Annotated in this window: 6 protein-coding genes; 3 read left to right on the top strand and 3 right to left on the bottom strand. The window is 36.9% G+C overall.

Annotated features, from left to right (window positions below; all coding sequences use genetic code 11):
• Positions 1–116: 116 nt before the first annotated feature.
• Positions 117–2,936, bottom strand: a complete 2,820-nt coding sequence (locus tag BUA89_RS17250) for a T9SS type B sorting domain-containing protein (RefSeq protein WP_072961193.1) — start codon at positions 2,934–2,936, stop codon at positions 117–119.
• 497 nt (positions 2,937–3,433) lie between these two features.
• Positions 3,434–4,753 (bottom strand): aspartate kinase, encoded by a 1,320-nt coding sequence (locus BUA89_RS17245; RefSeq protein WP_072961190.1) that lies wholly within the window; start codon positions 4,751–4,753, stop codon positions 3,434–3,436.
• A gap of 374 nt (positions 4,754–5,127) precedes the next feature.
• On the opposite strand from BUA89_RS17245, the gene BUA89_RS17240 reads away from it, so the two are divergent.
• The 3 genes from BUA89_RS17240 (at position 5,128) to BUA89_RS17230 (ending at position 11,212) form a co-directional block, all read left to right on the top strand.
• Entirely contained in the window at positions 5,128–5,460 is a 333-nt protein-coding gene (locus BUA89_RS17240) for a DUF6660 family protein (RefSeq protein ID WP_072961186.1), read from the top strand.
• Between the two features lie 155 nt (positions 5,461–5,615).
• A complete protein-coding gene (locus BUA89_RS17235) occupies positions 5,616–9,980 on the top strand; it encodes a CusA/CzcA family heavy metal efflux RND transporter (protein WP_072961183.1) in 4,365 nt (1,454 codons plus the stop codon).
• A 2-nt stretch (positions 9,981–9,982) separates the two neighbouring features.
• The gene (locus tag BUA89_RS17230; RefSeq protein ID WP_072961181.1) at positions 9,983–11,212 is read left to right on the top strand and encodes an efflux RND transporter periplasmic adaptor subunit; all 1,230 of its coding nucleotides are present in this window, start codon (positions 9,983–9,985) and stop codon (positions 11,210–11,212) included.
• A gap of 615 nt (positions 11,213–11,827) precedes the next feature.
• Here the strand turns inward: BUA89_RS17230 and BUA89_RS17225 are convergent.
• Positions 11,828–13,702 (bottom strand): T9SS type A sorting domain-containing protein, encoded by a 1,875-nt coding sequence (locus tag BUA89_RS17225; RefSeq protein WP_072961178.1) that lies wholly within the window; start codon positions 13,700–13,702, stop codon positions 11,828–11,830.
• Between the last annotated feature and the right edge of the window lie 48 nt (positions 13,703–13,750).

Below are 13,750 nucleotides of genomic sequence, written 5' to 3'. Positions count from 1 at the left end.
TTAAAAACTAATGTGACTGATATGATTAAATTTAAAATATTTAAACAGACTTATTATAAAAATAGCGCTATTTAATAATAAACGGCGCTATTGTTTTCTAAAGTTTTGATAAAATTTTATTCGAAATTCTTCACAAGAACCCAACCTGTGTATCTTGTGATTGTCTGTGCTTTGTTTGGTTCCGTCCAGCTTATTTCGTACCAGTATGTGGCTGTTGATACCTTTTTACCGAACATTGTTCCGTCCCATTTATAGCCGTTGAATTTTTTGGCTTCATGAATTTTATTTCCGTATCGGTCATAAATATTGAAGATCAGATTCTGTTTATAGGCTAGCTCAGAGTAATCTAAATAATCATTTTTCAGGTCTCCGTTAGGGGTAATTGCATTGATCAGATTAGGAACGGTAACTGTAATATGGGTAGGTTCACAATTATAATAATCTTTTACAAAAATTTTATTTTCTCCTCTGGGTACGTTGGTGAAAATATTGGATTCCTGCCAGTTCACACCGTCTGATGAATACAGATAAGGAGCTCTTCCTCCGATAACATTTACCGTAATCGTATTGTTTTTGATTTCAATGCTGGAAATGACAGGTTGTACAGCTACCAGAACTTTTACATTCTGAATGATATAACATCGTTCTTTGCTCAGCTTTACTGAATATTCTCCTGCTGATACTAAAATGGACTGTGTGGTTTCGCCTGTGCTCCATTCGTAACCATCATAACCCGGGCCGGCATCCAATATTGTTTTATCTCCGATACAGATAATTTTATCCTGTAATAAAGCAGAACTTGGTGTTTGTATAACAACCAGTGAAATTTCTGTAACGCTGTAACATCCTTTTGAATTGATCACTTTTACATAGATTGTATTGCTGGGCGAAATATAATTGGTCGGGCTGATTTCATTGGTTTGGTTATTCAGATCCGTCATTGTCGCATAGTACTTCTTTACAACACCCGGATGTGATGTGATCACGGCATCTTCAAGGTTGAATAGAGCGGTATTGGGATTGGTAATTAAAGCACATGATTTTAAAACAGCTTTATTGACCACAGGAGTAGGATCTACACTCAGATGTACCGTTACCTGTTCACAGTTTAATGTAGGGACATCGCTGCAAAAATGGAAAACCAATGCATCATCACCAATAAATCCGGAATTCGGAGTATAGGTAACCACGCCTGTAGCAGGATTTATTGTAGCGGTTCCGTGAGTGGGGGAAACATCAATGGTTATTGTCCCCAAACTTACCGCAGGATAGGTTGGATTACTGAACTGAGGAGTTATTGTTACTTGATTTTCGCAAACAGTTAAATTTTTTACCGTTTGGATATAGCAGGATTCTACCACATATTTGAGTGTCGTGGCAGAGCAGCTTCCCATAGTAACAACCACTGTATAATCACCGCCCTGAATTGGTGCGTATGTGTTTGAATGGGCTCCGGCAATCGGATTGTTATTAAGATACCATTGATAAGATTCAAAATGATCATCAACTTCTAAAACAATTCCGGGAGCGCAGTCACCGCTTTTTTTAGAAATCACGGGCATTGAAGAAAACCCTGCAAAATAGCCTCCGTAGCTCAAGGTGTTGTATCCTCCGTTTATTCCGGCTGTTACTGCTTTGGTAGACGCAATTGTAACATTCCCTGCTATTCCGGTAATGGCATAAGTTTCCCATAAAGTATTTCCGGTGAGAGGAAAAGGCCCCTGACCCGGAGTAGTGGGATTGCTGTTTATGGTGACAGTTGCTCCCGCTTCTGTTAAAACATTGAGCTTAACTGTATTGGTGGAGCTAAAAATAGCCATTTCATTAATTTTACCGATTTCATCAATTTTTTTAGGCAAAAAACAATTGAGCGGAGGCATGTAATTATATCCTCCTGAGCCGGCAGTCTGCGCTCCGACCAATTGGTAGAGGTATACGTTCTTAGTCGTTCGTATATACATATTGTAATGCTCGCTGCCCTGGTCGATATAGCCGCTGTTTAAAATTCTGTAAAATTCTCCTTCGTTAATAACTGCAACGGGTAAACCTCCGTCATTCAGATAAATTTCTGTATTGTCTTCTGTAGCAACGATAATTCCGCCTTCTTTATCATAATGATTGGTTTGTGGAGTAAGACTTCTTACCATGGCAAACTCGTTTCCCAAACGTTCTACCGGAACCGACTGATCCAGAATAAGATCGTTTCCGAAATTATTAGCACCTATACCTGTTGTAACGTTTGAATTGCCATTAGTGACGGATATTGGTTTTGTGGAAGTGATTTTGGCTCCGATAAACCCCGACTGATTGGCTGTTATATTTCCTGTTCCTACCAGCAGGTAAGATTGCCCTTTATTTAAAATAAATGTAATTGACGGAGGTGGAGCAGGATTATTAATAAAGCTAACGCTGGGATCGTAGCCGGTAACCGTTACTTCGGTGTTGTCTTCGGTAGCAAGAATTCCTGTTGTAAAATTAGATTCCGAACTATTTGAGCCAATGGGTACAGCTGCGGCATAAAATTTTTTGCCTAAGCCTGCTTTTCCTTTTGAAGTAACAAATTCTCCGTGCGCAGGATCACATATCCTTAATGATACATAATAAGGTTTGTCTGCTTTGGTATAAACTCCCAGGTTAATAGGAGTTGCAGCACTAAGAACATCGGTTGTATTGATATACTGAGAGGCTAAAGCAAAATACTGAGGATCTCCTTTACTGATCGTTACAGTACCAATAACTGTATTATTGCTGTAAATTGTAACTTCAAAAGGAGTCATAGAATCTGTTGAAAAGTACAATCTGTGCCCGTAATAGGTAGGACTCGGCCCATGATGAGAATCAAAATAAGGGGCGAACCAATGATCGGTATCTCTCTGGGCGGAAATTCTCGAAATAGTGAATAGAAAGAGTAAAAAAAAGTAAAAATGTTTTTTCATAAATATGGTTATAGTTTTGTAATGGTTTAAACAGACCGATAACTTTAGGTAACGGTCATCTGATATTTGTAAATAATAAATAATCAGAATGTTAAATATATTACAAAACCTTCATATTTGCAAATGGAGATGTAGAAGGAGGTAAAGAAAAAATTGTTTTTTTTGTTCTGGAAGGCGTTGTAGCAGAGATTTAAAGTATTTTTAAATTTCATCACATATCTCACAGAAGATTTTAAAAATAATCATCAAATTATACAAAAGAATATTAATTTCTGAAAATCATAGATTTTCTGCCTGATGTTATCTGCTGTTTTTTAAACTTAAAATGGCAAACTCAATAGTTTCTGAAGCAGGGAAATATATCACTTTTCCAAAAATGATTTCTTAATTAAAGGAATATCAAAAATCACTTAATTAATTCATTATAAAACAAAAAAATAAGTGATTTTTGATAAAGATATGGGTATTAATAATAGTTAAAATATACAGGTAATGTATTAAAACAACCTATTATGCAAAGACCTCAAAGCTTCAATTTTATAAGAAGATGAAATCAGTAAGGAAATATTATTTTCGCTTCCGCCGTAAGAAATCATTCTTATCGGGATGTGTTTTACGGCTTCAGAGACGATAGTTGCATAGCCGTGATTGTTTTTTCTGAAATCTCCTACGATACAGACAATAGACTGTTCATTATCAATTTCAACAGCTGCAAACAGTTCTAATTCTTTAACAATTTCAGACAGATATTCAGTTTGATCAATCGTAAGCGACACCGCAACTTCAGAAGTCGTAATCATGTCGATCGGAGTTTTGTAGCGTTCAAAAACTTCAAAAACTTTTCTCAGAAATCCGTATGCCATCAACATTCTGGAAGACTGAATACGAATGGCAGTGATTCCGTCTTTGGCTGCAATGGCTACAATCTGATTTTGGTTGGTAGTTTCTCCAGAAATCAATGTCCCCAATGCGCTTGGGTTCATCGTATCTAATAATCTGACCGGAACATTGTATTTTCTTGCCGGGAAAACGCTTTGAGGGTGAAGGATTTTTGCTCCAAAATAAGACAATTCTGCAGCTTCATCAAAACTAAGATTAGCAATAGATTTTGTATTCTGAACATATCTCGGATCATTGTTGTGGAAGCCATCAATATCTGTCCAGATCTGGATTTCCTCCACTTTCAGTGCTGCTCCCAACAGTGAAGCTGTGTAATCTGACCCTCCTCTCTGAAGATTATCAATTTCACCTTCGGCATTTGTACAAATGTATCCCTGGGTGATAAATAGATTTTCTTCCGCATATTTTGCAATTTCCGAAGCGGCATGTTCTCGGATATAATCAATATTTGGCTCTTTATCTTCATCAATCAACATAAAATCTAAAGCGGATAGTAATACAGAAGGAACTTCTATTTCCTTTAAATACAAGTGAAATAAAGTGGTGGACAAAATTTCCCCCTGGGCCAGAATAATACGTTCTGCACTTGAGCCGAAGTTTTTATTTTTAAATTGATAGAATAAATCGAATATTCTGTCGATAAAAGCTAATGCTTCCAAAATGCCCTCTTCTGTTTTAAATAAATCATTGACGAATTTTTTGTATTTGCTGTATAGTTCATCAATATGCTGGTAAGCTGCTTCAATATCTTTATTTGCATACAATGCTGATAATTTTACCAAGTCGTTGGTCGTTCCGGAAACAGCCGATAAAACAACCAGATGTTTATCCGTTGCCTGAGATCTGATAATGGGTAATAACTGCTCGATTCTTTCCGGGCTTCCTACTGAAGTGCCTCCAAATTTTAATACTTTCATTATAGTTTATATTGTTAAATAATTTCCAAAAAAAAGAGCTTGTCGTGATGACAAGCTCCTGATGTATTTTAGTTTCTAACCAAAGGAAAATGACTCACGACGTTCGGCGTAAGTTCTGTTTCTTTCCCTTTTTTAAGCTAGATAATATCATTTCTAATTTTTGCTGGGCAAATATACATATTTTCATAATATACAATAAAAATTTTTCAAAAAAAATTAAAGTTCACTGGTGTTTGACTTCAAAAAGGATCTGGCTGAATATTTTTATTTTAAATAATTTTCATCCTTATTTTAAACCTTTATCAATAACTCTGAAAATCTTAAAATTATACCAAAAAACCTTTTAGATTAAATTTTATTTCTACATTTGTCAGATGAATTTTCTAAAACTGCTACTAACAATCTATTTCATCGTACTTTCTGTAGTGCCTTGTAATGATGTTCATGCGCAGTCTCCGGATAATTCAAAAGAATCTTACGGTGTTTTAATCAATTCAGACGATAATCACTCCAAAGACCAGGGAGATATCTGTTCTCCGTTGTGTACCTGCAACTGTTGTCAGATAACGGTTGCTTCTTTTAAAATGGATTCTTTACTGTCTTCCCCTCAAAAGACAACCGAGTATTTCTCAAACAAAATTCATTTTCAGAAAAACGATTTTGCTTATTTGGTGTACAACCGGATTTGGCAACCTCCTAAAATTTAATTTTTTATTGATTTGATGGGAGACCTGTGTCTTTCATCCATTTGTCGTGGAAGCTTTGCAATACCATTGCAACGTATTTCCGTTCATTTTTTGTCGTTCATTATTCATCTTTTTTGAGATGAAATAATTGTGACATTCAATAAAAATTAAATTCAATGTTAAATAATATCATACGATTTAGCATCAGGAATAAAATTATCATTGGGATAATGACCTTGATGCTGGTCATTTGGGGGACCTGGAGTGCCACCAAACTACCGATTGATGCCGTGCCTGATATCACAAACAATCAGGTTCAGATTATTACCGTCTGTCCAACACTTGCCGGACAGGAAGTGGAACAGTTAGTCACATTTCCCATCGAACAGAGTATTGCCAACGTTCCGGATATTGAGGAAACCAGGAGTATTTCCCGATTCGGACTGTCTGTCATAACCGTTGTTTTCAAAGAAAATGTGAACATTTATTTTGCCCGTCAGTTAATCAGCGAGCAATTAAAACAGGCTTCCGAAGAAATTCCAAAAGGGGTCGGAACTCCTGAAATGGCGCCTGTAAGCACTGGTTTGGGCGAGGTTTATCAATACATTCTCCATCCCAAAAAAGGAAGCGAAAAAAAATACAGCAGTAAAGACCTTCGAACAATGCAGGACTGGATTGTCCGAAGACAGCTTAACGGAACACTCGGCGTTGCAGAAATCAACAGTTTTGGCGGGGAGTTAAAACAATATGAAGTTGCGATTAACCCGAACCGTCTGAAAGCAATGGGAATCAGTATTACTGATATTTTTACGGCTTTAGAAAAGAATAATCAAAATACGGGCGGTGCTTATATTGATAAAAAACCTAACGCTTATTTTATTCGTGGAATCGGGATTGTAACCTCGATTGAAGACATTAAAAATATTGCCGTAAAAAATGAAACAGGAAGCGTCCCTATTTTTATAAAAGATGTTGCCACTGTGGGGCTTGGTCACGCTGTCCGTTACGGAGCTTTGACATATAATGGTGAAGTTGACGCCGTTGGAGGTGTTGTAATGATGCTGAAAGGAGCAAACAGTAATGAAGTTGTAAAGAGTATAAAAGATAAAATCCCAACCATTCAGAAATCGCTTCCGGCAGATGTCGTGATTGAGCCGTTTTTAGACCGAACAGATTTGGTCGGAAGAGCAATCAATACCATTGAAAAAAACTTAATTGAAGGGGCATTAATCGTCATTTTTGTCCTTGTCCTTTTTCTTGGAAATTTAAGAGCGGGATTGATTGTCGCATCAGCCATTCCACTTTCATTATTATTCGCTTTAGGAATGATGAACGTTTTTGGAGTAAGCGCCAATCTGATGAGTTTAGGAGCAATCGATTTTGGTTTGATTGTCGACGGAGCCGTAATTATTGTTGAAGCAACATTACATCATTTAGGGTTAAGAAAAACCAATACAATCCTTACCCAATCTGAAATGGATGAAGAGGTTTTCCTTTCTGCATCGAAAATTAGAAGCAGTGCTGCATTCGGAGAAATCATCATCTTAATCGTTTACATTCCAATCTTAACTTTGGTTGGTGTTGAAGGAAAAATGTTCACACCCATGGCAAAAACAGTAGGATTTGCCATTTTGGGAGCATTGATTTTATCATTAACCTATATCCCGATGATGAGCGCATTGTTTTTGTCTAAAAAGCCAATGAACGAAGTAACTTTTTCGGACAAAATGATGAATAGGCTCCAGAAAATTTATCAGCCTTTACTCGAAAGATCTTTAAAGATAAAATATTGGTTTGTAGGAATAACGGTTGCACTATTTGCCATTTGTCTTTTGCTTTTTAAAAATATGGGAGGCGAATTTATTCCTCAGTTGCAGGAAGGTGATTACGCTTTTCACTGCATTCTTCCACAAGGAAGTTCACTGAGCCAAAGTATTGAAACCTCGATGCAGGCGTCAAGAATTATTAAACAGTTTGATGAGGTTAAAATGGTGGTCGGAAAAACCGGAGCAGCAGAAGTTCCGACCGACCCGATGCCACCTGAAGCATCAGACCTGATTGTCGTTTTAAAACCTCAGAAAGATTGGAAGACAAAAAAATCCTATGAAGAATTAGCCGATGAGATTTCAGAAAAATTAGAAAATATTCCGGGAGTTTTCTTTGAGAAAAATCAGCCAATCCAAATGCGTTTTAATGAATTAATGACCGGAATTCGACAGGATGTTGCCGTGAAAATTTTTGGTGAAAATTTAGATTCTTTGACAATTTATGCGGACAGAACCGCTAAAGTCATTCAATCAGTAAAAGGTGCAACTTCGCCACAAATCGAACGGGTAAGCGGTCTCCCTCAAATCAATGTGGAATATGACAGAACCAGAATGGCAAATTATGGTTTGAATATCGAAGATGTGAATAATGCGGTAAGTATGGCTTTTGCAGGGAAATCTGCGGGGCAGGTTTTTGAAAATGAAAGACGGTTCGATTTGGTTGTACGTCTCGACAGTCTGAACCGAACTAATATTGATGATGTCAATAACCTGATGATTGCCACGAATTCCGGCGCACAGATTCCTCTTTCTCAGGTGGCAAATATCAGTTATAAACTCGGTCCTGCGCAAATCAGCCGTGAAGCGGGGAAACGCAGAATTGTGATTGGTTTTAACGTAAAAGACCGTGATGTGCAAAGTGTCGTTGAGGAAATTCAACAAAAATTAGATGAAAAAGTCAGGTTACCTTCCGGATATTATTTCACCTATGGTGGTCAGTTTGAGAATTTACAGGCAGCGAGCAAAAGATTGATGATTGCCGTTCCGGTTTCTTTGTTGTTGATTTTCCTGCTGCTATATTTCACATTCCATTCTTTCAAACAGGCAGCTTTGATTTTTACGGCCATTCCGATGAGTGCAATTGGTGGTGTTTTCGCTTTGTTACTTAGAGATATGCCATCCAGTATCAGTGCGGGAATAGGGTTTATTGCTTTATTTGGAGTTGCTGTCCTCAATGGAATTGTGTTGATTGGAACTTTCAACCAACTTGAAAAAGAAGGTGAAACCGATATTCTGAAACGAGTAGTGGAAGGAACAAAAACCCGATTAAGACCGGTTTTAATGACAGCAACGGTCGCTTCATTAGGATTTTTACCAATGGCAATTTCTACGGGAGCAGGTGCGGAAGTTCAAAAACCTTTGGCGACGGTTGTCATCGGAGGTTTGGTCACAGCGACTTTCCTCACTTTGTTCGTTTTACCGATGCTCTATATTATTTTTAATTCTAAAATCAATTTTAAAAATTTTAAATCTAAAACTGCTACAACCGTAATTATTTTTGGGGGGATATTCGTCGGACAAAATTTTAATGCTCAACAGGGAAATCCTTTGACGGTTCAGCAGGCAACTCAGATAGCTTTGGAAAACAGTTATCTAATAAAATCGAAGGATTTAGATATTCAATCATCTGAAGCTTTGAAACCGACATCAAAAGAACTTCCGAAAATGAATGTTGATGCACAACTGGGACAATACAATTCGAGAAAATTCGATCAGTCGTTTGCGATTTCTCAGACGATTCCGTTTCCTACTTTGTTTAAAGCAAGAAAAGAATTGATTAATGAACAAATCAAAGGAAAGCAAATCAACAAGGAGATTTCGGTAAATGAATTGGCAAAACAAGTGAGATCCTATTATTATCAGATTGAATATCTGCAATACAACCAATCAAAACTGAAAAATTTAGACAGTTTGTACAATGATTTTATCCGGATTGCAACGGTAAGATTTAAAGCGGGAGATATTAAGAAAATTGAAATTAATACTGCTGAAACTCAAAAAGACGAGATCAATTTATTGTTGAAGCAAAATGAAGTATATCTGGCAAATGCTTACAAAAATTTAAAAGCAGTTTTAAACACCTCAGAAGATATTGTGGTTCCGTCTGACCAAAATTATCAACCTTTAAAAGCAGATTACGTTTTAGACAGTTTGACAATTGCGAAACATCCTTTGGTGAAAGCTTTGTATCAGGAAATGGAAATTGCGGAAAAGAATAAAAATGTCGAAAAATCACAGGGACTTCCTGAATTCACAATCGGTTACACCAATCAATCGTTGATTGGCTTTCAGAATGTGAATGGAATGGAACAGTATTTCAATGGTGGAAACCGTTTTCATTCGGCAACAATCGGTGTCTCGATTCCTTTGACTTTTGGGGCAACAAAGGCGAGAATGCAGTCTTTTGATTATCAGAAACAGATGGCGGAATCAAATGCAAAATTCCAGCAAAAACAATTAGAAGCACAATTGGAAAATGCTTTGAACCAATATCAGCAAAACGTAAAACAGTATGAATATTACGTAAATCAGGCAATTCCTAATGCTGAAAAAATTACAAAAGCCGGACAGCTGGGATACAAAACAGGAGAAATCTCTTATGTGGAATATCTTTTCGCTTTACAGACGGCAACCAATATTCAGTTAAAATATCTGGAATCGATTCAGCAGGTGAACGAATCCGTTATTGTCATTAATTCAATTATAAATCAATAAAAATGCAAATTAAATATAAAATCATCGCGTTAGTATTCATCTCACTTTTCGCCATGAGTTGTGGGAAAAAAGAGCAAGAAAAAAGTGAAATTAAAACCGAGCAATCGGAAGAAAATCACGACGAAGCTCCTCAAACCATTGCAAAATTAACCGAAGAACAAATGAAATCTGTAGGTGTAACTTTGGGAACGGTAGAAATGAAAGAACTGACTTCAACCATCAAGGCCAATGGTTTGTTGAGAGTTCCGAACAATAAAAAAGCAACCGTAACATCTTTGTATGGTGGAGTTATTCAGACCATTAAAGTTCAGATAGGAGATTTTGTAAGAAAAGGTCAGGTTTTGGCGACGATCAGTAATCCTGAATACCTTCAGATTCAGGAGCAATATTTGACGGTAAACAGCAGAATTTCCTTTGCTGAGCAGGAATTCCGAAGACAGAAAGAATTGTTTGATAATGATGCCGGAGCGAAAAAAAATCTTCAAAGTGCCGATGCAGAGCTGAAAAGCCTGAGAACGCAAAGAGCTTCTCTGCAAAGACAGTTGCTGCTGATGGGAATCAGTCCGGGGAAAGTCACAAACGGAAATTTACGTTCAGGATTGGTCATCACTTCACCGATTAGCGGAACCATAAGCAATATCAATGCGCAGATTGGAAGTTATGTGGACGTTTCATCGCCGGTTTTGGATGTTATTGATAACCAATCGATTCATCTTGATCTGCAGGTTTTTGAGAAAGACTTACCAAAAATGAAAGTCGGACAAGTCGTTCATTTTAAACTCACGAATAATCCAGAAACGGAATATGATGCAAAAATTTACAGCATCGGTTCATCCTTTGAGAATGAAAGCAAAACAATTTCTGTTCACGCCAATGTTACAGGAAATAAAACAGGTCTGATTGACGGAATGAACATTACAGGGATTGTAAGCCTTGATAAAAGTACAACTCCAGCAATTCCCGATGAAGCGATTGTGGAAGCTGATGGAAAATATTATGTTTTTGTTCAGACGAATAAAAAAGCTGAGGAACATCACGAAGAAAATAATAAAGGCAAAGAAGAATCTCAAACAACAAATTTCGAAAAGATTGAAATCGTAAAAGGCTCTTCTGATATGGGTTATACAGCGATAACTCCAGTTACGCCAATTCCTCCAAATGCAAAAATTGTGGTGAAAGGAGCATTTTTTGTGAATGCAAAACTGTCTAATTCAGGGGAGCATGAACATTAATCTTGATGCCTCTTATAGCTCATTAAAATGGCGCTGACTATCTTTAGTTGGTGCCTTTGTTATTTGTAAACTTACCCGTACTTTAAATCACATAGATAATGTAAGGCATCTTTGTGAAAAGTGAAAGATAATTCATATTGATAATTTATAATTTCAGATTCCGGTTGAAAAATTAGATTTCTTTTCGAGAATTACAGGATTTAATTATCTGCATTTTTACAACGTACAGTACTTTAGGAAATAGACTGTCACAAACCTTTTAAGGTATTTGAATGAGATTTTTCAGAAAATGTGAATTGCATTGCGTTGGTGAAAGATTCAAAGTCTTTTTACTGGAAAATCCCGCCAGTGGTTGGATCCTATTACGACATCGGAATTTACAGAAACTGTGTGTCAATTCGGTAAAAGATTGAGAAAGTTTTTCGTTTTGTGAAAATCTTTTGAGCTGAAATGTTTTTATCAATGTTGACTGAATTATTAAATGTTAGAAAAGGATTATTAAAAAGAATTAAGAATATCAAAATTAAATCCCAAGCAAAGATGTTTTGCTTGGGATTCTTATTTAGCAATCTATATCAGAATTATCTTATTCAGATATTTTGTTTGCTGATGATCTTATTTTTTAATAAATTTTTCAGTGATGGTCGCTTTTGCTGTTTTAATTTTTATATAATAAACTCCGGTATTTAAAGAAGTTGTATTGATAGAAGATTGAGGAGAATTTAAACTGCCTCTTGTGACAAACTGTCCCGTAGAAGAATATATTTCAAAAGCCTGAAGATTTTCTTTGCTGTTGATGTTTAAAACTTCCTGAACCGGATTGGGATAAATCTTGATTCCTGCTTCAGCTGCTGTTTCCTCCACAGAAAGTGCACTGCAGGCAGATTTTGCCAATTTTGCCACAAAAAACTGAGATTTCCCACTGTTTCCCGTTGCGGTTAAAGTATTTATTCCGTCTGCCGGATCTGTAAATAATTGATTATGGAAAAAGCCTCCGACAATATAATTACCATCGTTATCAACAGCCACGGAAGTCAATTCATCCTGAAAACCAAAATTGCTCTGAATTTCATTGGTGCCAAGTACGGTTCCATCATTTTTATTAAAACGAATCAAAAGCGGATCGGCAAGATCATTCTGGGGTCTTGTCATGGCAAAATTTCCCCAAATGTCGGATCGGCTTCCTTTTACAAAAGCTAATTCATTTCCGTTAATGACCAGATTGCCTTTCATAAAACGGTACCCAACATTGTTATTCGGAGATAAGCTTTCTGCTATTTTTGCCCACTGAACGTTTCCGCCAGAACCCAATTTCATCACAAAAGGATTATATCCTGTATTCAATGGTAAAGGAAAATTATAGTTGCCAAAAGTTGCGATATCATTGGCTGTACCTCGGTAATAAAATCCGGAAAGGTAAATGTCAGAGTTGCTGTCTTTTACAAGACCAAAAATCTTGTCATCCTGAAGAGAAATGTTCGGAGTATAGAGCTCTCTTCTCCAAACTTCATTACCATTGGCTCCGTTGATGGCTAAAATAAATCCGTCATTATTAACCGGATTAGAATTGTATGAAACACTTGTAGGGGTTACTGGATTCAGGTTTTTAGATCCTGCGATATAATATTGGTTCAGGGTTTCATCATATAACATTTGTATTTTTCCTGCAGTCATTCCGGCTGTTAGATTTCCTGTGATCGGCAACAGCAAAGGATTTGCTTCCGGTGTCATGCTTCCTCCTGCAAAAGAAAATTTCACGAGGTAATACTGAAAAGTACTCACAAATGTGGAAGGCACTGTAATGAGCCCATTTAAATGGGTACCCGCTGTAAATCCTATGATGGCGTGTATATTCTTAGCATTGTCCATGCACCAGATTCCGTTGTCTGAAGATCTTAAAGCATAGTTTACAGCACCCTGTAAAGGTTTTTGCCATGCTAAAGAACCATCTGATGTATTATATTTCAGGAGAAATGCCGTATTAATCCCCGGGTCAGGATCAGGACTGTTATATCCGACTGCAACGATGGGCATTGAAATATTGGTATCAAAGTGTATTGGCGTGTAATTTGACGGTGCGCTGACGTTAGCCTGATTTACAACATTTACCATAATATACAACCCTCCGCTGTTATCAACCTCAAGTTTCCAGGCATGTTCCAAACTTCCATAGCCTCCGATAGTCTTGCTCCACCGTAGATTTCCCTGACAATCTGTTGAAAACAGCACAAGATCTCTTGCATTATAGCTCGTCACGGCTTGTCCGTCTATGGTTGGGGAACCTTCGAAAACAGTACTCAGATAGTAATGATTGTTTTGATTATCCACGACAACACTTCTTATCATTTCGTCGGTAGTGTCGGTAAAGCCCGTCCCACTCGAACCACTGTTGCCACCTCCTTGCTTGGCCCATTGCCATTGATAAGTCTGAGAAAATATAGAAAAGGGAATAAAAAGAAATAAAAGTTTAGAATAGATTTGGTTTTTCATATTAATAATTTGTTCGTGAATTTATAAAAATATAATGATTTATTCACA

The organism is Chryseobacterium arachidis (assembly GCF_900129245.1).
Classification (GTDB): Bacteria; Bacteroidota; Bacteroidia; order Flavobacteriales; family Weeksellaceae; genus Chryseobacterium; species Chryseobacterium arachidis.
The sequence above is the reverse complement of the archived record's forward strand: the minus strand, read 5'-3'. Positions and strand labels throughout refer to the sequence as shown.